This window comes from Alteromonas naphthalenivorans, assembly GCF_000213655.1.
Classification (GTDB): Bacteria; Pseudomonadota; Gammaproteobacteria; order Enterobacterales; family Alteromonadaceae; genus Alteromonas; species Alteromonas naphthalenivorans.
The window spans coordinates 4,904,685-4,925,372 of the sequence record NC_015554.1; the positions used below are offsets into that span (position 1 = coordinate 4,904,685).

The 20,688-nt window shown below is 46.1% G+C and carries 21 protein-coding genes; 13 read left to right on the top strand and 8 right to left on the bottom strand.

Translation table 11 applies throughout. The features are described 5' to 3' along the window. Window positions 1-17 precede the first annotated feature (17 nt). From AMBT_RS21445 to AMBT_RS21465, 5 genes are all read left to right on the top strand, one after another. On the top strand, window positions 18-1,325 hold the full coding sequence (locus AMBT_RS21445; RefSeq protein WP_013786769.1) for a metal-dependent hydrolase family protein: 1,308 nt from the start codon (window positions 18-20) through the stop codon (window positions 1,323-1,325). 55 nt (window positions 1,326-1,380) lie between these two features. Then, complete coding sequence (locus tag AMBT_RS21450) at window positions 1,381-1,971, top strand: YqaA family protein (protein ID WP_013786770.1); 591 nt, start codon at window positions 1,381-1,383, stop codon at window positions 1,969-1,971. A gap of 134 nt (window positions 1,972-2,105) precedes the next feature. Beyond that, window positions 2,106-2,567 (top strand): hypothetical protein, encoded by a 462-nt coding sequence (locus AMBT_RS21455; RefSeq protein ID WP_013786771.1) that lies wholly within the window; start codon window positions 2,106-2,108, stop codon window positions 2,565-2,567. 53 nt (window positions 2,568-2,620) lie between these two features. Continuing rightward, entirely contained in the window at window positions 2,621-2,803 is a 183-nt protein-coding gene (locus AMBT_RS21460) for a hypothetical protein (RefSeq protein ID WP_013786772.1), read from the top strand. 147 nt (window positions 2,804-2,950) lie between these two features. Next, a complete protein-coding gene (locus tag AMBT_RS21465) occupies window positions 2,951-3,763 on the top strand; it encodes a DUF1206 domain-containing protein (protein ID WP_013786773.1) in 813 nt (270 codons plus the stop codon). A 25-nt stretch (window positions 3,764-3,788) separates the two neighbouring features. Here the strand turns inward: AMBT_RS21465 and tusA are convergent, their stop codons facing one another. From tusA to rph, 3 genes are read right to left on the bottom strand one after another with little or no spacing between them, the layout of a single operon-like run. After that, on the bottom strand, window positions 3,789-4,046 hold the full coding sequence (gene tusA / locus AMBT_RS21470; protein ID WP_013786774.1) for a sulfurtransferase TusA: 258 nt from the start codon (window positions 4,044-4,046) through the stop codon (window positions 3,789-3,791). Window positions 4,047-4,048: 2 nt separating this feature from the next. After that, a complete protein-coding gene (gene pyrE, locus AMBT_RS21475; protein ID WP_013786775.1) occupies window positions 4,049-4,690 on the bottom strand; it encodes an orotate phosphoribosyltransferase in 642 nt (213 codons plus the stop codon). Between the two features lie 9 nt (window positions 4,691-4,699). Then, a complete protein-coding gene (gene rph / locus AMBT_RS21480; protein WP_013786776.1) occupies window positions 4,700-5,413 on the bottom strand; it encodes a ribonuclease PH in 714 nt (237 codons plus the stop codon). A 287-nt stretch (window positions 5,414-5,700) separates the two neighbouring features. On the opposite strand from rph, the gene AMBT_RS21485 reads away from it, so the two are divergent. From AMBT_RS21485 to AMBT_RS21520, 8 genes are all read left to right on the top strand, one after another. Next, window positions 5,701-6,564, top strand: coding sequence for a YicC/YloC family endoribonuclease (locus tag AMBT_RS21485; protein ID WP_013786777.1), 864 nt, complete (start codon window positions 5,701-5,703; stop codon window positions 6,562-6,564). A 351-nt stretch (window positions 6,565-6,915) separates the two neighbouring features. After that, the gene (locus AMBT_RS21490; protein WP_013786778.1) at window positions 6,916-8,172 is read left to right on the top strand and encodes a tyrosine-type recombinase/integrase; all 1,257 of its coding nucleotides are present in this window, start codon (window positions 6,916-6,918) and stop codon (window positions 8,170-8,172) included. A 1-nt stretch (window position 8,173) separates the two neighbouring features. Beyond that, complete coding sequence (locus tag AMBT_RS21495) at window positions 8,174-8,512, top strand: hypothetical protein (protein WP_013786779.1); 339 nt, start codon at window positions 8,174-8,176, stop codon at window positions 8,510-8,512. Window positions 8,513-8,707: 195 nt separating this feature from the next. Then, window positions 8,708-9,010, top strand: a complete 303-nt coding sequence (locus tag AMBT_RS21500) for a type II toxin-antitoxin system HigB family toxin (RefSeq protein WP_001219935.1) — start codon at window positions 8,708-8,710, stop codon at window positions 9,008-9,010. A gap of 31 nt (window positions 9,011-9,041) precedes the next feature. Then, on the top strand, window positions 9,042-9,413 hold the full coding sequence (locus tag AMBT_RS22530; protein WP_000354813.1) for a helix-turn-helix domain-containing protein: 372 nt from the start codon (window positions 9,042-9,044) through the stop codon (window positions 9,411-9,413). Window positions 9,414-9,438: 25 nt separating this feature from the next. Further along, on the top strand, window positions 9,439-9,621 hold the full coding sequence (locus AMBT_RS23025; protein ID WP_041452646.1) for a hypothetical protein: 183 nt from the start codon (window positions 9,439-9,441) through the stop codon (window positions 9,619-9,621). Between the two features lie 23 nt (window positions 9,622-9,644). Continuing rightward, window positions 9,645-10,019 carry a DEAD/DEAH box helicase gene (locus AMBT_RS22300; protein ID WP_232363163.1) on the top strand — a complete coding sequence of 125 codons (375 nt, stop codon included), beginning with the start codon at window positions 9,645-9,647 and terminating at the stop codon, window positions 10,017-10,019. Between the two features lie 469 nt (window positions 10,020-10,488). Continuing rightward, window positions 10,489-11,157 carry a hypothetical protein gene (locus AMBT_RS21520; RefSeq protein WP_041452648.1) on the top strand — a complete coding sequence of 223 codons (669 nt, stop codon included), beginning with the start codon at window positions 10,489-10,491 and terminating at the stop codon, window positions 11,155-11,157. A 377-nt stretch (window positions 11,158-11,534) separates the two neighbouring features. Here the strand turns inward: AMBT_RS21520 and AMBT_RS21525 are convergent, their stop codons facing one another. From AMBT_RS21525 to hsdR, 5 genes are read right to left on the bottom strand one after another with little or no spacing between them, the layout of a single operon-like run. Beyond that, window positions 11,535-14,777 carry a DEAD/DEAH box helicase gene (locus AMBT_RS21525; RefSeq protein ID WP_013786781.1) on the bottom strand — a complete coding sequence of 1,081 codons (3,243 nt, stop codon included), beginning with the start codon at window positions 14,775-14,777 and terminating at the stop codon, window positions 11,535-11,537. Then, window positions 14,774-15,571, bottom strand: a complete 798-nt coding sequence (locus tag AMBT_RS21530; RefSeq protein WP_013786782.1) for a hypothetical protein — start codon at window positions 15,569-15,571, stop codon at window positions 14,774-14,776. Before AMBT_RS21530 ends, AMBT_RS21525 begins: the two co-directional genes overlap by 4 nt. Next, window positions 15,571-16,707, bottom strand: coding sequence for a restriction endonuclease subunit S (locus AMBT_RS21535; protein ID WP_013786783.1), 1,137 nt, complete (start codon window positions 16,705-16,707; stop codon window positions 15,571-15,573). Before AMBT_RS21535 ends, AMBT_RS21530 begins: the two co-directional genes overlap by 1 nt. A gap of 1 nt (window position 16,708) precedes the next feature. Next, window positions 16,709-18,277: a class I SAM-dependent DNA methyltransferase gene (locus AMBT_RS21540; RefSeq protein WP_193352898.1), complete on the bottom strand. Its 1,569-nt coding sequence runs from the start codon at window positions 18,275-18,277 to the stop codon at window positions 16,709-16,711. A gap of 20 nt (window positions 18,278-18,297) precedes the next feature. After that, window positions 18,298-20,688, bottom strand: coding sequence for an EcoAI/FtnUII family type I restriction enzme subunit R (gene hsdR / locus AMBT_RS21545; RefSeq protein ID WP_013786785.1), 2,391 nt, complete (start codon window positions 20,686-20,688; stop codon window positions 18,298-18,300).

Here is a 20,688-nt window from a genome sequence, read left to right on the forward strand (position 1 = left end):
TCATAAGAAGAACCATCATGAAAAAGACACTGACTTCATTAGCTATTTCCTTAGGACTGGCAACGTTGGGCACAATTGCCCTTTCAGCGCCTGCCGTTTCCGCCACCCTTGTGCATGCAGGTAAAGCCTTCACCGGCACGTCGGACAAGCTTAAAAGCGAAGTAACCATTGTTATCGAGGGCAACAAAATTGCGTCGGTAGAGTCTGGTTATAAAACACCCTCAAAATCAGACACGGTTATCGATTTAAAAGATGCCACTGTCATGCCTGGCTTGATGGATATGCATGTTCATTTGTCTTCACAGCATGGAGGCCCTCAAACCTATTTAGAGCGCTTTTCATTAAATGAAGCCGACTATGCACTTAAGGCCGCTAACTATGCTGAAATTACGCTAGATGCGGGGTTTACCACAGTACGTAATTTAGGTGACGGCTATCATGAAACTGTCTCTCTTAGAAATGCGATCAGTAAAGGTTATGCCACAGGCCCGCGTATATTCACGGTAGGAAAATCAATAGCCACCACAGGCGGACATGCCGACCCAAGCAACGGATTATCTCACTTACTGCGCCCCGACGTTGGCCCTAAACAAGGCGTGGTTAACGGCGAAGTAGAAGCCCGTGAAGCCGTTCGTTCACGTTATCAAGACGGTGCAGATTTAATTAAAATCACTGCCACTGGCGGCGTATTGAGCGTAGCGAAAAGCGGTCAAAACCCACAATTTATGACCGATGAACTAGAAGCTATTGTACAGACCGCAAAAGATTACGGCATGACGGTAGCGGTTCACGCTCACGGTAAAGAAGGCATGAAACGCGCTATTGTCGCTGGCGTTGACTCCATTGAGCACGGCACCTACATGGACGACGAAGTGCGCGACCTAATGAAACAAAAAGGGACTTACTATGTGCCAACGATTTTGGCAGGTAAATTTGTTGCCGACAAAGCAAAGATTGACGGTTATTTTCCTGAACTAGTGCGCCCAAAAGCCGCGGCGATTGGCCCGCTTATTCAAAATACCTTTGAAAAGGCGCATAAAGCTGGCGTAAAAATTGCTTTTGGAACTGACAGCGGAGTTTCTGCACATGGCGACAATGCTCAAGAATTCTCTTTAATGGTAGAAGCGGGTATGTCTGAAGCAGACGCGATTTTAAGCGCTACCGTTAATAGCGCAGCATTGCTGGGTGTTAGTGATACCTTAGGTACATTAGAGGCTGGAAAATTCGCCGACTTAGTAGCCGTAGTTGGTAATCCGCTAGAAGATATAACGCTATTAGAAAGTGTGTATTTTGTGATGAAAGACGGCAAAATTTACAAACAATAATGGAAAGGCTTTGGGTATCAGGGCCGCATTAACTTCAAGGCAGTAAAAATAAAAGATGGCACTGGGTAAAAAGGTAAAGAAAAAGACGAAGCAACTCGTAGACTCCAAACACATGCTTACCGGCATCACGTTTGCGTCTTTTTTAGAGTCGACCATTGTGCCGGTGCCTCTTGAAGCGATTATGGTGCCCTTGATGCAAGCCCGCCGTGATAAGCTTTGGCTGATAGCGCTAATGGCAACCTTAGGTTGTGTAGTGGGTGCGATATTTGGCTACGCGCTAGGGTATTATTTATTCGACCTACTCGGCCAGTGGGTAATTGATACGTTTTTCAGCCAACAACAATTCGACAGTGTTAAACAACAAATGCAAAACCAAGGGTTTTGGTTTGTGATGACATTGGGTATTGCCCCCATCCCCTTTCAAGTGGCCATGTTAGCAGCAGGTGCCACCAAATTCTCTCTCGGCCTTTTTCTGTTAGCCACGGTGATCGCGCGGGCCATCCGCTATTTTGGCTTAGCCGCCGTAGTGTATTTCGCGGGGAACAAGGCCGAGCAGCTTATTAAGAAATATAAAATTGCCGCCATTGCCGTGCTCACTGCGTTAGTTATAGGCGTATGGTTTACGGTTAATATGTTGAAAGGTTAGTGGTTTTTCCAGCACTATTAAATGTGTACTTAACGCGCTAATCTGCTTTGTAAATTACTTCGATAAAATTTTTCAATTTTACATTTGATAATAATTCTCATTTGCACTAATGTAGTTTTTAGGAGGTGCAAATTATGAATTTACAACGGTTATGCCCAGTCTACAGAAAGTGGTTGCAGCTAAACCCTTCACACGCCCGCGAGCACAGAATCGCGATGCAGGTACAAACGCAGCAAGCTCACCAAGCGGGCAAATATAACGAGGCGAGGCGCCTTGGCTATCAAACCTTCGAAGCCGCTAAAGTTGTTCTTACCGCCTTACAGCCGGTTAACGATACGGTGGATAAATCTATTCACGAAGATATATTGGCCTTTGGCACAATGGCCATGTATTTATCCTCGTTACTGCACAAAGAAAATAAAAAACACGAAGCTCACCACATTCTGCAAGAGTGCCACCAGCAACTTATCGCCATACTGCCTCTACATGCCAGTAAGCCCTCGGTGTGTAAGCTTATTTGCGCTATACAGGTAGCGCTTGAAAAGGGCGGTGGTGCGATGACTGCGGAACATCAGCAGGCGCTAACGTTGCACTAGTGATACAACCTAACAACCGTAAAACATACCCCATGAAGGCGAGGGACATCAGCATGACTGTAGAATCATTTCAGGATAACAACGATTTCATATCGTTAAACGTAAAAGCATCGGTGCTTCAAAAAATGTTGAGTGGGCAAAACTTGCATGTGTCAGACATTCATTGCAACTGCTCTCGTAGTAAACAACAATTGCAGCAACTTCTGTTGCAAGCCGTCAGTGGTGACAACGAGTAGGTAATCCGGTAGATACATATAGAGGTAATAGCAAGTAAGACGCGCCAAAACGCTGCGCAGGTTTATTATTTACGCCTTTATTATTAGTGGTTCGATTCTTGATAATCGTAATAGACGAAATTCAATTATACGAACGAGGAGCGCACCGTGCGCGATACATCAAACTGGCTTTCAGCCATTGCCAGCGCAGGTTACAGCGCAAAAACCATCATGTACTCCATGCTTGGTGTCTTTATTCTTTCCTCGGTAATTACTGCCGCAGACCGTGAAAAAGCGACACAAGAAAACGTGTTTTCCACCCTCAAATCACAGCCATTTGGCCAAGTGCTACTAGCTATTTTAATAGCGGGATTAGTTAGCTATGCCCTGTGGCGATGGCTTCAAAGTATTTTAAACACCGAATCGCTAGATATGACAAAAGCCAAAGACATTATTATGCGCGTGTTTTTGTTTGTATCAGGAATATTCTATTTCGGCGCTGCGTTTTTAGGCGCAAAAGTGCTAATTGATAGCAACTCTGGCAGTAGTTCAAATAGTGGCGGTGGTTCCAAAGGGGAACAGGTAAGCCATCAACTTTTACAGTATCAATGGGGAACCTATTTAGTTGCTGCTATTGGTGCAGGAGTGCTTATATTTGCTTTTATGCAGTTTAAACATGCTTACAAAGCAGATTTCCTCAAAAAGTTTGAACAAGCAAAGCTAACAGGTCATAAACAGAAAACGACCAAAGTGGTTGGCAGACTAGGCTATTTCGCCCGAGGTGTGGTGTATTTGCTGGTGGGCAGTTTCTTTGTTATATCTGCGGTAAAAAACGACCCTTCTGAGGCGGGAGGGCTGCAACAAGCACTACAAACCCTTACCCAGCAAGCGTTCGGGCTCTACATGTTAGCTGCCATGGGAGTCGGGTTTATCATGTTTGGTGTTTATTGCGGCTTTGAAGCCAGATATCGACGAACCTGAGTTGACTAACAGCGCTAAGAGCGCCCTACACCCCTTTTTTGATCACATACTGATACGGCATTACATCGGTTTGTGATGCCACTAGGGTATGCTCCATAAATCGACAAAAGCTAGGCACATCTCGTGCCGTTGAAGGATCGTCTGCCGTTATCGACAAAGTCTGACCGTCTTCCAGCTTACGTATTTGCAAACGCACCATCATCACCGGCTCAGGGCAACGAAGCCCCAACGCATCTAAATGCGTTGTGGCTTCATCAAAGGCTTGTTGAAATTCAGTCGCCATACTTAAATACCATAGGTTTCACGGTATGTATTTATCGCGTTGATTTCATTAGTCATGTTGTCTTGCTCAGTTAAGTAAGTCACCACATCAGCTAACGTGACAATAGCAATTACTGTAGTACCAAAATCGCGCTCGACTTCTTGAATAGCAGATAATTTACCCTTACCGCGTTCTTGCCTGTCTAGCGCAATAAGCACACCGGATAAACTCGCGTTGTGCTGCTCTATCAAGGACATAGACTCACGAATAGCCGTACCTGCGGTAATTACATCATCCACTAACATGATGCGACCTTCCAGCGGGCTACCTACTAAGTTGCCCCCTTCACCGTGAGTTTTCGCCTCTTTGCGATTAAAGCAATAAGGTACATCACGATGATGACTATCGGCTAAGGCTACCGCTGTCGTTGTGGCAATAGGAATACCTTTATAGGCAGGGCCGAACAATACGTCGAATTCCACTCCAGCATCTACAAGTGCATCGGCATAAAAGCGCCCCAACTTGGCTAAGTCACCGCCAGAGTTAAATAACCCTGCGTTAAAAAAGTACGGGCTTACACGGCCAGACTTTAAGGTAAACTCACCAAATTTAAGTACACCACGTTCAATGGCAAATTCAATAAAACTGCGCTGAAACGCTTTCATGGTAACTCCTTACGCCAGTGCTGCTTTTTGAATATCGAACAATTCACGCAAACCATGCTTAGCAATAGTTAGCATTTCATCAAGCTCTTCAAACGCAAACGGTTCGCCTTCTGCGGTACCTTGTACTTCAATAAGCTTACCGGTTTCTGTCATGACGATATTCATGTCTGTTTCGGCTACTGAATCTTCGGTGTACTCAAGGTCAGCAATAGGCGTACCTTTATAAATACCTACCGACAACGCCGCAATCATGTGCTTAAGAGGGTTGGCTTTCAAAATGCCTTTGCTACGCATATATGTTAACGCATCAACTAAAGCCACACAGGCACCCGTGATAGACGCAGTACGTGTACCGCCGTCAGCTTGAATAACATCACAATCAAGCGTGATCGTGTTTTCGCCTAGTAGTTTCAAATCTACTGCAGCGCGAAGCGAGCGCGCGATAAGGCGTTGAATTTCTAGCGTACGGCCACCTTGTTTACCACGAGCAGCTTCACGACCACTACGAGTATGAGTAGCACGAGGAAGCATGCTGTATTCCGCCGTGATCCAACCTTTGCCCTGGCCTTTCATGAAACGAGGCACGCCTTCTTCAACCGTGGCGTTACACAACACTTTAGTGTTGCCGAACTCCACCAGCACTGAGCCTTCAGCGTGACATGTGTACTGACGAGTAATAGTAACTGGACGAATTTGATTGGCGGTTCTGCCGCTTGGACGCATAGAGTTCTCCACGAGATGAATGCTTATAAAAGAAATAATTCTGGCAAGTAACGCACTTAATAATGGGTAAGTGTTCAGACAAGCCTAAGTTTGGGGCGTAAGTATAACGCACTAATAGCAGCTGTTAAAAACGAACTTTCGCCCTTTTAGCATATCGAACTCTTATCAATGTAGGCTACTATAGTGAATACAAGAAAACCTGCCTGATGATAATGATGACACAATGCGCGACAGCGGGTTGTTTTTGCAGGCTTTCATTTGCAAAAAGTGCAATAAAAGGACTATTTATGATTTACAGCATGACCGCATTCGCGCGGGTTGAAACGAAAAAAGAGTGGGGCTCCGCCGTATGGGAAATACGTTCTGTTAACCAGCGTTTTCTAGAAACTTATTTCCGCTTACCCGAGCAATTCCGCTCTTTAGAGCCAGTACTTCGCGAACGTTTTAGAAAAAAACTGGCCCGCGGGAAAGTAGAGTGCGCGTTACGTTTCACCGCCAACGATGCTGCTGTAACCACACTTAGCCTTAACGAAGCGTTGGCTAAACAAGTACTTCAAGCCGCCGACTGGGTACAAGCTCATGGACAATCTACCGGTGTAAACCCGCTAGACGTATTGCGCTGGCCTGGTGTGATTGCTGCCGAAGAAGCCGACATGGATACCATTCATGGCGATGTTATGGCTGCGTTCGACCAAGCACTTAACGATTTTATAAGCGCACGTGCCACCGAAGGCGAAGCGTTGAAAGGCATGATTACTCAGCGCTTAGACGCCATTGAAATAGAAGCCGAGAAAGTCACCGCCCGTATGCCTGAAATTATGGTGTGGCAGCGCGAAAAAGTACAAGCTCGCTTCGAAGAAGCAAAAATTGAGCTAGACGCAGGCCGCTTCGAACAAGAAATGATTATGCTTGCGCAAAAAGTGGATGTTGCCGAAGAGTTAGACCGATTAAACGCTCATGTAATAGAAACCCGCAACATTCTTAAAAAGGGCGGGGCAGTTGGCCGCCGTTTAGATTTTATGATGCAGGAATTTAACCGCGAGTCGAACACGCTTGGTTCAAAATCAATTAATACTGATATCACCCAATCGGCGGTTGAACTTAAGGTGCTGATTGAGCAGATGCGTGAGCAGATTCAAAACATCGAATAGTTTTTTTACCCGTCCAAGAATGTCTTAGAAGCCCTGTTATTTGCTTGTAAATACAGGGCTTTTTTATTTTCCCCGTCCAAATCGGTTTGCAGATGTCCGTTACCAGCTGCTGTTTAAGTGGTGGGCAAAATGGTGGGCAAGACCTGTTTTTTTGACTCAATAAGCAAAAAGTCAAGGTATCTGGTGAGCAGATTTTTACATCTATCTCACCACCGCCTTATGCCATCCCCACTTATCGTGCTGCTTGCAGATTGTTCAATCACTCAACTATCGAACCAATCGATAAACAAACAGTGGTGGGCAATGGTGAGCAAATTTTAACGATTTCTTAGGAATATAGAGTAACAAACGATGGCAAAACTAACCGCAACTCAGGTGCAATCTTATGCTCGCACCGCAGCAGCAAACAAAAAATACAGTGATGGTAATGGCCTATATTTTTGCGTAAGAAAATCTGGCATGCCGTATTGGATGCTAAGGTATACCAGCCTAAACGGACGACGAGAAGCCACGCTCGGTCAATATCCAAGCATGACCTTAGCAGAGGCTCGACTTGAATCGTCTAAAATGCAGCTACAACTTCAGCAAGGTGAAGATCCATTAGCAATTCGCGCTATTGAAACCATCCCAGAGATCCAAAATATCAGCCAGCTGTTTCAAGACTGGTATGCCAAAGACTTAAGTCGCCGATTAAAGCACCCGAATATACCCAAACGTGTTTTTACCAAAGAAATTGCACCCGTGATTGGTCAACTCCCTATCCAAGCAGTGCGGCCAACACATGTGCGCGAAGTATTAGAGCGCATTCGAGAAAGTAACCGCCCTACCATCGCCAACGATACCTTGATGTACATGAAGCAGCTGTTTCGACATGCGATAAAGCTCGACTTAACGCTGAACAACCCCGCCGCAGCATTTACCGTGGACGATGCCGGTGGTGTGGAGTCCAGTAAAGACAGGATGCTCAGCAAAGAGGAAATTCACTACGCCTTTAGCGTGTTTCATACCCATATCAATAGCTTTGGCCGCGACAACTACCTCGCTTGCTGCCTGTTTTTGGTATTGGGCGTGCGCAAAAGCGAACTGTGCGAAGCCATGTGGCGTGAAATGGATTTAACCACGGGCGTATGGGACCTACCCAAGGAACGAAGTAAAACTGGCGTGCCAATCAGCATTCCCTTACCACGCCAAGCCATTGCCTGGTTTAACGAGTTGCAAATCCGCGCTTGTGGCTCACCTTATGTTTTCCCAGCCAGACGAGCAAGCCATCGTCCACATATGGGGCCAGATACGCTAAACCGCGCCATTTCTAAACTCTTTGGTCGCGAGCCTGGGCGCAAAAAACAGCCACCGAATAAAACGGGCAAGCTTGAACACTTCACCGTACACGATCTGCGCCGCACCTTTCGCAGCCTTGCCGCCTCTTTGGGCATTGCAGGCAATGTGGCCGAACGCTGTCTTAACCATAAGCTAAAAGGCGTTGAGGGTATCTACGACCGCCACGATTACTTTGAAGAGCGCCGTATTGCCCATCAAACCGTGGCTGATGTGATCGAACCACTGGTGAACTTTGAGCCCGCTTCACAACACAAAATAGGAGGGCGTTAACATGCAATTTATGATGCGACTCGCCCCCATTACCTTTCCAATAGCCATGCTGGCAGGCCTTGGTTGGTGTATTGGCATTGCCTTACTCGAACAATCTCATGGCGTAGGCTACGCACTTACCCGGCATTGCCTGATGGTATTCGTGGTACTCGCTCCTTGGCTGACGTTAAAACTCACGTTCTACGTGATTGTCAGCCTAGGACGTAAACTAGGACTCATCCCGCCTGCACGCCCAACGTACAGCTTGGGTTATGAAGAATCACTCTATTGGTTCAGAGTATTGGCCTTCTTCGATGGCAAACGCAGCCGCATGCCGAAAAGGCCCATCAGGCGAAACTAACAAGCCCTAATTTGCTTACTTACTGTGGGCATTTGGGACAGTGGGGCAACACTTGATACCGCAAGCTTTAGAAGGTGAATAAGAGGGATTTGAACCGCCCCAAGGAATGGGGCAATCGGGGATGCGGTAACAACTCCTAACCGCATCAAGAATACCAAACTTGCAAAAGTCCCAATATGGGACTAACATCTATTTATGAGAATTATCGCACTATCAACCTTAAAAACATTTTGGGAAGACAGCCCAGAATACATTGACGCGAAAGAGCCAACGTTAGCGTGGTATAGGCATGCATTAAACGCTGATTGGGGATCACCGTCGGATGTGAAACAGGACTTTAGAAATGCCAGCATCCTCAAAGATGGGCGTGTCGTGTTTAACATTGCCGGTAATAAATACCGATTAGTCGTTTGGATCAATTATGCCTACAAGGTGGTTTACATACGGTTTATCGGCAGTCATGCACAATACGATAAAATTGATGTGCAAACGATTTAAAGCCAAGAGGTAGTAACAAGAGGTAAATATAATGGACATTAGACCTATTAAAACAGATGCCGACTACCGCGCGGCATTAAACGACATCGAAAACCTAATGATGGCGGAGCCAGATACCATTGAAGGCGAAAAGCTGGACATTTTGGTTACGTTAGTCGAGGCCTACGAAGCAAAGCATTTTCCAATGGATTTGCCAGACCCTGTTGAGGCAATAAAGTTTGAGATGGAGCGCAAAGGCTTAACGGTTAAAGATCTTGAACCCATGATAGGTAAAAGCAATCGTGTTTATGAAATCCTAAACCATAAGCGATCACTCACGCTAAAAATGATTTGGAAACTTCATGAAGGGTTAGGTATTCCAGCAGAGTCACTGATCAAGCCACCGCAAGTTCGCGCTTCATAGCGCTGCGAATCAAAATTAGTTTGTTATGAATGACGCTCGCTACCCAAACATTTCTGCTATTGATAACAGGCTAGCTGAGCTTGAAAACGAAAAGCAGCAGCTTCTCGCATTAAGAGAGGCTTTGCGTAGCGCTCAAAACGAGCGTTCACCCGTTAGTCCTTACAGAGCGCAGAGTACATACACTCACGACTTACCGAGATGGGTATAAGCACTGTCGTACTCAAAGGCGCCATGAAAGCTGCCGAACGCAAGAATGCTGTCAATCATCTGCAATCGGCTCAAGTCGTCGTCGCAACAGGAAAATATGTAGGCGAAGGATTTGACCTACCAAGACTGGATACGTTGTTTTTGGCTATGCCAATCGCATGGAAAGGTACATTGGCTCAATATGCCGGTCGTATTCATCGTGAATCGGAAGGCAAAACACAAGTCACCATTCACGACTATGTGGACTTCGCTCTCCCTATGCTGCAACGCATGTTTAAAAAACGCGAGAAAAGTTACAAGGCTATGGGGTACGCCCTCGAGTACTTTGAGGGTAACAGTGACAAGCAACCTTCACTCAAGTTGGAAGACACCTCTCCATCAAATCCCAAGTTAAATTAGCAAGCCGCTCTTCGTTCAACACTTCCCCATGCCTTTCCCCCCATACGCCAAAACCACTATCCGTTTGGCTTTTGGATCGAAACGCCAAACAGGGAAATTAGCCCATTTACTGTTTGGCTTCTCGATTGAAATCCAACGCTGGTAGGCCTTGCCATTACTGGATCAAAGCAAGGTTTGGTACTTTTTGTACCCTAAACCAACCTCGGCATCAAAGTACAAACCGTTTGATTTTTTAAACCCAGAATGCAAACGATCGTTTGGCGTCTCGATTTTTTTGCACTTGGCGAACACAGCCAAACAGCACCGTATTGGACTATGTATATCAAACAGTTAGCCGCGCACAGGTCATCATAAAAAGCCGATTTGACTGGTTAGTTTGATGGCTATTTCTTTCATCTAATTCACCAACGCGTCTGCACCCGACCACTGAAAATAGACGGCATGACGAACCAACAAGGTGAAAAGTGACGTGTTATGGGCAAGTGGTAACGATTGGGATAGAGAATGGATACAGCGGGTGGTCGCTTTACTGGTTGGGCATGGCGCGTTTACTCTCTACCCGGCACTAAGCCAGTGCGAGAATGCAGCCGAACGCTTAACCCGCTGGCTGACCTATCAGTTACCACGCGTTAAACAAGTGACCCCAGGCTGCCCCATTCACCAATGGCTAAATAGCATTGGCGCACAAGTGATCGTAGAAAAATGGCAGAGCCCCGAGCAATGGCCAAACCTGTATTGGCTACCTTTACCTGAGGTTGATGGCCACGCGCAAGGCGGGTTAGTTGTGTTACCAGCGCATTTGTTACCGACATCCAACACATTACAACTTAATACTCCCGCCAACGCCCGTATCTTTTGGTGCATTACGCCTTTATCTAAAACAGGAAAGCGCGCTACCTTACACCCCAAACAGCAAAACTGCGCCTTTTGCCTGCCCAGTTCGCCGGAGCAAATGGGCAAATCATGCACGGGGTTATTACTGAGAGGTTTGAGAAAAGAAAGCCAAAAACGAAACAGCAACGTGATCAGCCATCAGATAAACCTAGCACTGCTGCACCACCTTTGTGGGCCGGAGAATGATGTGTGGATTACGAGCAAATGCTTTGGTAACGAGAACGAAACTCAACAACAAGGCTAAATAACTTGATATTTGTTATGAAGAAAACCACAATTTGACACAAGCACTTTAAAGCTGGTTGAGCCTTTACCTAGTGTTTTGGCTCGTGGCTGCGCCTCAGTCGCCGTTAAGACTGGGGCTTATCTCTTAACCCCAGAAACGAGTAACCCCTCACAGGGCGCTGATCTAACGGGTAGCGGGAGGGGTATTGTTGGTGCGATTTTAATATTAACAATGCAAAATGGCCATCCATTCGTACCATCTCGTGATGATCCACGAAATGGTTAGTAATCTTTAGCTGCTTGATTATATGGCCATTAGTAATTAACTATTTTTTCCTGAAATTACCTGGTACCGACATAAATGTCGGTACCATCCTCTATAATAAGAACGACTTTTTAAGCTTCACCTGAAAGCCGTTTCCATACTTTCAAATAGTCTTCGCCGGACAGCGAGGAATTATCAGGTTTCAAACGCGCCCAATCATCCGGTTTCAAAGACTTCAGATATTCGCTGGCTTTTCGAGGTGACAGAGTATTTTCTGCACCGACTTCAGTTCGAGCCTTAAAGTCTTCACCGGCACGTTCAGCAATACTACGCGGAACGCTGTTCATCCGCATCAACACGCCTTCTTCGGTTTTCACACCATGGTAAAGCATCGCTGGGAGGTTATTTAATCTGCGCTTTTCTTCGTCTGTCATGGCTTCAAAATCAAGCCCTGAAGTTGGCATTTTGCTTAATGCCGACAACCCCCAAGCGCCATTATTGGCCAAATCTCTATAAACCGCTCTGCAAGCTTTAGATATTTGATCTGTAAGGCTATCACCTTCAAAGTAAGTCTTCGCTATAGATTCAATGGAGCTACCTGTTACCCAAGCCTGGGTAATATCAGCAAGTTTACGATGACTATTCCCCTGTCCTTTACTGATCTCTCGTAAACTTTCTTGTAACTGCGGAACCCGCAGCATAATCCCCATCAAGCTTGGCAGCACAGACTTCGATTTATCGCCAAATAGACTCGAAGGCTCCCAATCTGCAAGCGTTAACTTGTTTTCAAGGTTATTCAAATCCAATAAAGTTGAACGAACGCCCTCTGGAGAGAAGCCTGTAACATCAGCAAGAGAAGCATTTTCTGGATGCTCAGCTAACTTTCTAACATACCCTTTGGTAGCCTCAAGAAGCGCATCAGCTTTCTCTTGCGAGGCTTTATCAGCTTTAGCGCGAAGAGAACCAAACCCGTAGGTATTTCGCAGTAATTGTTCAGCTTCACCAATTACAGCGTCCAAGTTACGTTTTTCATTCCATAAATGAGCGATATAGCTTCTGAAGTCTGCCCATTGTTCTTGCTGCATAACCCAAGATAAGTTTGCTAATTCCCCCGCGGCTTGAAGATCATCCAGCATTCCTTCCAGGCGGGAAACTAACGATGCAGTTGCATCACTAACATATTTCCGGATCTCATTCGGCTGTGCACCTGCTGCAATACCGATAACGCCGACGCTATCATGGCCGATACGCCCAGCCCGACCCGCTAGGTTCCAAAATGCCCGATGCGACATTTCATTGCCGTAAGGCAATTTTCTCGTCGCAAGAAAAACAGATGAAACAGGGAAGTTAAGCCCTTGTGCTATGGTTGTCGTTGCGCACATCACTCGAATATGGCCAGCTTCTGTAAGCCACTCAATTAATGAAAGCGCCTCAGCGGGTAAGCCTGCATGATGCACAACAACACCTTTTGACAGCATATCAATTAGCTCAAAGTCCTCACTAATCTCAGCCGCTAGAAAACGCTGAACCAGTTTAATGTCTTCATGCACCGAAACTAAAGGTTCAAGCTCTGCGGCAACTTTACGAGCAATACTCCAAGCATCTGGAATCGTCTGCGCTACAGCAATACTGGTACCACGCTTAGAGAAAACCTTAGCCATAGCAACAGCCTGTGTTGCGAGCCCTTTAGCGCTAGAGTACGTCAGTTTTTGCAGAGGGCGGTTACCATCTACATTGTGGATTCCTTTAAGGTGAATCGTCCGTTGAGTAGTCGTCAACGTTTCAAAACTTAAATTCCAATCACCACGTTTTTCACCTTTATGAATATCAAATAAGCCAACAATTCTCTCATTCGGTTGCCAAGCAGAGGTGCCCAAGCTGATGCTTCGGCCACGATCAGCGGCTAGCCATTGAGCTAAATCGTTAGCATTCGGCACAAATGGCATCAATAGTAAGAAGTTTGCCCGAGGTGATTCTTGCTTAATCGTTGCAAGCAGAAGTTCAATGCGCAAGCCACGAGACTCATCTTCAATATTATGAGCTTCATCCATTACAACCAGAGCCAATGGGCGCGCGACTTTTTTGTTTCTCATCACCAATTGAAGTTTCTCAGGTGTTGCAACCAAAACCTGAAAAGCACGTGCTTCACCCAAAAGCGCTTCTTCAAAAGCATCGACTTCAATCGCGCCAGTTAACGGCTCAACTTGAATACCTAATGGGCCAAAATCTTCACGTAATCGTCGGGTAATTTGCGAAACCAAAGCGCGAGTTGGCGCAACATAGGCCACCCAACCATCATCCTGATCAAACTGATTCAGCGCTTGCAACATGCGGAACTGTGCCAGCGCGGTTTTACCGCCGGATGTAGGCAAATCAACAATTACCGCTCTACTGGCTTGGTCGAGTAAACCTTGCTCTTGCAGTGCAGCGCGTTGCGGCGGTAACAGTTCAAATAAGCTCTTGTGCTTAGTCACATGGGAAACAAAGCGTGTCACACGGGAGTTAACCGTATGCGCCACCCACCATAAAGAGCCAGCGACCATTTTTCGGCTTGCGACATGTAACCAGCGTAAAATCATTTCGAGCTGCGGGTCTTTAGAGGCTTGTGCCGCTTTTTGCGCCGCTTCAAAATGCTGATCTAATTGTGCATCGATCGCTACCGGTTCGCCTTGCAGCATGTACACAGCCAAACGCTCTGTTGCTTTGGCCCAGTGATAAAGCGCCACTAAACGCATGGCGATGCTTTGCGCCTCTGCACCTTGGGTTTGTTCTAGTAACGCTTTTTCGTAGTTTGCTTGATCGTTTCGTAAACCAAGCACAATCTCTGAAATCTGATCTAAGTCATCCCAGCGGTTTTTACGTAGTAGTCGTAACCAACAATCAAAAATTCGGTAAAGCAGACGCTTATCCCAAGTAACACCTGCCACACTGGGTACTGCTAATGTACTGTTCTGCTCTTCAAACCATCGACGTAAATCGGTCCAGCGATCAGCGCAGTAGGCCAAACCCGATACATGCAAAACATGAAACAAGCGCGCCTCATTGTCACTCGGTACGGGTAATACACGATAAAGCCCGAACGCTCGAAACGCGCCAGCTTGTGCAAGCTCACGAATATTTTTATTGTCCTGATTGGCTACAGGGTGCAACAAAGCGCCAATGCCTTCGATCGCGGCCAACTCATACGCTGTTGCTACTTGCTCTAACAAGTCGCTGTCAAACTCCGTTGCCGCATGTTCGAGTAGATTACCCAGCGCCACATCAACCAAGCGCCGTTCCGCCATTTGCATAGCTGTATCACGCCGCTCAGCGCTAATGGACTGAACAGCCCAATGCTGATCTACCTGTAGTAAGTGCTCTTGTGAAAGCGTCATGACGCCTCCTGCATAGCCGCTTGAGCACGAGCAGACAGCGTACCAATCATGTTTAGGGGAAGGTATAAAGCGTACATTTCAATATCAGTTTGCACTGGACAATCGGCCGCCAGTGCTTTTGCTCGGCCAGCAATATCAGAAGCGCTTGGGGCAATATCGCGCACCAAAACACCATAAACAGCAACGTCCGTTGTGTTCGAGCTCAAATAGCGTTTGGCAGCGCTTTTAAACATCGGTTCCCATGGTGCTCGCACCGCATGGAGCCCTAAATAACGTAAGAGAGCATCTTTTACTTGGCGATTATCTCGTAGCCCAAACAATTGGGTACCCAAGCTGGTCATCACGCTTGGCGGCGCTTTATTCTCTTCAGACGTTTTTACTTCACCAAACGCAAAACGGTAGGGAAGCTCAGCATCGTTTACAGGTTGAAATCCAGTCAAATCGCACCCTGCTGGGCTATCGTTCGGGTTTTTAAGATCACGCCCTGTGGGCCACGGAAACACGCAATTGCCTTTATCTGCCACAAAGGCTTCGGCAATCGCTTCGCCCACTCGCCAATTATCAGGCACGGTTTCATCGATCAGCGCTTGGCGTAAACCCTCTTGCTCAAACTCCGTGCTCACGACACTGCCAAGTAACTCCTGGAGCTCATCATTGCCTGCGGTATCTTGCAAAATATGCTTTACGGGGCCAGCTAAAATCTCGCTCACTTGCTCGTCCTGATAAGACAAGCCATGAGCAATAACAGGCTGGGTGCCAGCATCATAAGCAAGCGTCGGTGCAGGCATAGACATTAAACCAATTCTCCCTTAAAGGCTTTATCTAAAATTGAAGGCATCAGGGCCTCTAGCTCAGTTGCATTTTCTGATTGAGCTTGTTTAATTTTTTCAACATAGTTTTGTAATTGATTAAACCAAAGCTGTTTATCGTAATCTGGTACAGGTACCTTAATTTTCTCTAATCTTTTCATCGCCAAGGTTCGGTTTCGGTCTGCACTACCAGGCGAAGCTGCCTGTACTTGCTCAATACCCTCTTGAGTCAGAAGATAAAACGCCAGAAAGTTTGCAGTTGTTACCCCTTCAGCAGGTACACATGTGATATACCTGTGCGATCCCACTCGACCGTGATCATTGTCTCCAGCAGCAGCAATAGCGCCTTCCCAAGCCTTAATATTACTTAAAACCAGATCACCAGAATGGACGGTATACAGCTTTTGCCAATCAAGTTCCGCACCAATTAATGTCGGCTTATGGAAAATACCTTTGCCAAAAGACCGAGCACCCAGTTCTGGATACTCACCATCAACTGTAATTTCAATTTGTCTTCTAACAATCGGAGCCACTTCCGATATCGGCTTATAAACTGCGCCTTCAATAATTTTATGGAAGGCACTACTCAGCATTGCTTGCGCATCAGCCAACACTGTAGATCTCAAATCAATAAAAGCGCTTCTTTTTTGCTCCAATAGCTGGATGCTTTTTACAATGCTCTTTTGTTGTTCTATCGAAGGAAGCTCAATATCTAATCTTTCAAAAAATATTTCTTTGAATCTGTTTCGTGTTCCAGGCGTGGAACCAGAGCAATCAGCTTCAACCATTTTTTGGACATGAGGAAGACCAAACCAATAAACCAAATATTCAGGTATTACTTTTGATGTATCTAATTCATACAAAGGAAATTCATTAGACACATAACAACCATCCATCACCTCAGGTACAAGTCCAAACGACCCTTGCCAAGCAAACAGTCGGCTGTAAATAAAATCACCAGCTTTAACTTTATTTAGCTTTGCGGCTGATATTTCTGAACCTGACTTGGTTTCTCTAATAAATGGACCGCCAATTTTAGAGCGCATGCCAAGCATTCTATAAACCTGACCTGACTCAACTGGCTCATATCTACGGATTGGTAGCGCAAAATCACCGATCATATTAGATTTCCGCCTGTAAATGCGCTTTCATTTCTTTCAGCAAATCCAATATTTCTAGTTCTTTTCCTTGTATTTTTTCAATTAATTGAATTGGCGGTAAATGTTCAAGCGCCTCTAAACTATATGGATTTTTACGATCTAGATTAACGTCGAGAAGTTTGCCATCGTCATGGTACTTGAGAACATCGTTGGCCTTTATAGTCCAAGCTTGATTTGTAACTTTGCGATTACCCCACCATGCTAGGCAGTCACTAAACTCACCATACTCCATCGGTTTAGTCTTGGTGTATTTTTTTCGGCCTTCCGGTGTCTCTATTTGATAGAACCAAATATCTTCTGTTGGGGCAGAACGATCAAAGAAAAGAACGTTTGCTGGAATATCGGTATAAGGCGCGAATACCCCTTCCGGCAAACGAACAATAGTATGCAGATTAAAGTTCTTTAACAGCTCTTCTTTAATGCGTGCGCTGATACCATCACTGAAAAGCGTACCATTTGGGACTACAACCGCGGCGCGGCCACCATTGTCTGAACCATGACCAGGGCGTTTGAGTTTACGCATGATCAATTGAAGGAACAGCATTGCGGTTTCGGCGGTTTGCATATCTTCCGGGAAGTTACCAAGAATGCCTTTTTCTTCCTCACCACCAAACGGTGGGTTGGTTAAGATCACATCTACACGATCTTTGTCCCCCATCTCTCGTAGTGGAAAGCGCAGGCTATTTTCAGGGTCAATTCTTGGGTACTCCAAACCATGCAGTAACAGGTTCATTTGTACCAACAGGTAAGGCAACGATTTGGCTTCACCGCCAAAGATACTGCTTTCTTGCAATACTTCGCGGTCTTCGACTGTTTTACACTGGCGCTCTAGGTGTTCGAACGCTTCAACCAAAAAACCACCCGTGCCGCAGGCTGGGTCCAATACGGACTCACCCAACTGCGGGTCCATCACCTCAACCATAAAGCGAACCACTGGACGCGGAGTATAAAACTCGCCGGAGTCACCAGCGGCATCACGCATTTCACGCAGCATGGTTTCGTATAAGCGGCTTAAAGTGTGCATCTCTTCAGATGAGTTGAAATGAATGCCGTTTATTTTGTCGACAACATCACGTAACAAATACCCGTTGATCATGCGGTTTTGCATACCTTTAAACACGGTCGCAATCACATCTCGGCGATCACCACCGTTGTCACCTTGCAGGCTACGCAAGTAGGCAAACAAACCTATGCCACGGGTACCATCAGGTCGCATTGCTTCGTCGTTGTTAATAAAGGCAATTAACTCGTCGCCGGTGATACCACCTTCAATTGCTGCCCAATCTCGCCAGCGGTATGGCGCTTCGATGGCTGGCTGAAAGCTTTTTCCTTCTAGCACGGCTTCGGTTTCTCGCATTTGTTCTAAGTCGTCGAGAAACTTCAAAAACATGATCCAAGTGAGCATTGGCAGGCGATCGAGGTCGCCATTTAAGCCTTTGTCTTTACGCATGATTTGCCGAGACGATTTAACAATCGCACCTAATTGCTGGGCGGTGGTCATCGGCTGATCTGCTTTCTTTGTTCGTGCCATAAATCGTGTCGTCACTTCTGTTATTGCTGGCTATAGAGCAGCGTTTGTAATTGGTCCACGGCGGTTTTCATTTGCAATGCGCCGCCAAAGAGATTGGCTATTTCCATCACATTGCCATATTCAGAAATGGGCGGTACCTGTAGCGAATCCGGAATACTAAATTGCTTAGGGCCGTGGTCGGTATATTTGTCCAGTAAAGACGTTAAGATCGCGCGTGCCTCTGGGCCGTACTGATCAAAAAAGTCCGGTTTGTTTTTCTTCAAATAGTCAGCGCGCTCTTTTCTGGTTCGCAGCGGTACGTTAAATGCTATGTGACAAAGTAAATCCAATGGATCTGCATCTGTTTTACCCGACTCTGCGACCAAATCATCAAACTGGATCCCCCGTTCTTGTAATTCGAGAATGATTTCTTCTCTCTTTAACGGATTAGCCCAGCTATCTTTTAGTTCATCCAGTGAGGAAAAGAGAGTCTTTACCTTTTCTGCGGTGTAGTCGGTATATTGGATGACGCGAAGCTGTTTACCTTCTTCGTCTAGCTCATAGACCAAATGAGACGTAATTTTAACGCTGCCACCGTCTACGTAGTACTTTCTCGGTTCGTGCTCCTCTTCATCATCAGCGCCTTCACCTTCAGTATTCACTTCGTATTCACTCGTCTCTTCAGCAACCTCTAACTCTTCAATCTCTGGTGTTAAAGAGTCATCAACCACTTCTTCACCGTCTTGATCAATCACCACTTCATCTTCAATTTCTGGGTAACCGTCAAAGTCAGGATCAGCAAAATTTTGTGTGGCGGAGCCGGTATAATCAATGATGTTGAACCACAGCTTGCCGTAATCTTCGCGCAGGCGAGTACCGCGGCCAACAATTTGCTTGAACTCACTCATTGAGTTCACAACACGCGCAAGCACAACATTTTTACAAGTTGGCGCATCGACCCCTGTTGTTAATAATTGTGATGTGGTCAGTATCACTGGGGTACTGGTTTCCAACTCTTGAAAACGACTGAGGTGCCCTTTGCCAATTTTCCCTTCTTCTGATGTCACGCGTGCAACGTAATCTGGATGCTTGCGTGAAAGGTCAGAATTCAAGTTATTAAGCGCCCGACGCATTTCATCGGCGTGTTCTTGGTCGACACAAAACACGATCGTTTTTGCAAAACGATCGGTTCGCTTCATAAAGTCGGTGAGATGCTTAGCAAACGCATCTGTTCGAGCCTTTAACGCAATAACCCGTTCAAAGTCCTTGGTTTGGTATTCACCATCTGGGATTTCTCGTCCAAAGCGGTCTACATCGCCTTTGCTGGGTCGCCAACCTGCCGCATCGACTTCCGAAATAACTCGGTGTACGCGGTATGGCGCAAGAAATCCGTCATCAATACCTTGGCGCAAACTGTAGGTGTATATTGGGTTGCCAAAGTAACGATAAGTATCGCGGTTATCTTCACGAAGCGGCGTCGCCGTCATACCGATTTGAAAGGCTGGCTCAAAATACTCCAGAATTTCACGCCAGTTGCTGTTGTCGCGGGCACTGCCTCGGTGACATTCATCAATGATAATTAGATCAAAGAAGTCTTGCGGAAATTCTTTATACAAGCCAGGACGACGCTCATCACTGGCAATGGACTGATAAATGGCAAAATAAATTTCACGACTTTTAACAACTTTGCCGCCTTCAATTTTGTGCCTGGCATCACCAAACGGGGTAAATGTTTTATCCTTTGGGTCATCTACCAACACATTTCTATCTGCCAAAAATAGAATGCGAGGCTTTCTGTAGTCTCCCGTACGATTCCAGCGAGCACTCCACAGCTTCCAACTAATTTGAAAAGCGACGACAGTCTTACCCGTACCCGTTGCCATCGTAATTAATGAGCGCTTCTTACCTTGAAGAACCGACTGTACTGCGCGGTTTATGGCTATTTGTTGATAGTAGCGCGGGGAATATCCCGAAACATGGTGGTAAGGGGACAGCAAGGTATCAAGATCTTCATCCTTTAAACCTTCATCGCCACAAAGCCGCTTGAATAACTCATCAGGGGTGGGAAAGCGCGACAACAATTGCTCTTCACCAGTGGTGTAGTCAAATTCTAAGATCTCATGACCATTGGTTGAGTAAGCAAACTTTAGCCCTAAGATTTCTGCGTAATCTTTTGCCTGTTGCATCCCTTGGCCGACAGGGCTGTTTTCAGGTTTAGCCTCAACAACAGCAATAGGAAAGTCGCGAGTGTACTTAAGTAAATAATCCGCTCGCTTTTGCTCCCCACGTTGAACTTTGCTGCCCTTAAACTGAACGCGGCCATCGGTAAATGTGTACTGTTCAGTTATTGCGCTAGGATTGTTTTCCCAACCAGACTCTTTAAGCTTTGGCGTCACATAGACCCGGCAAGTATCTGCTTCGTTTAAGGCCAT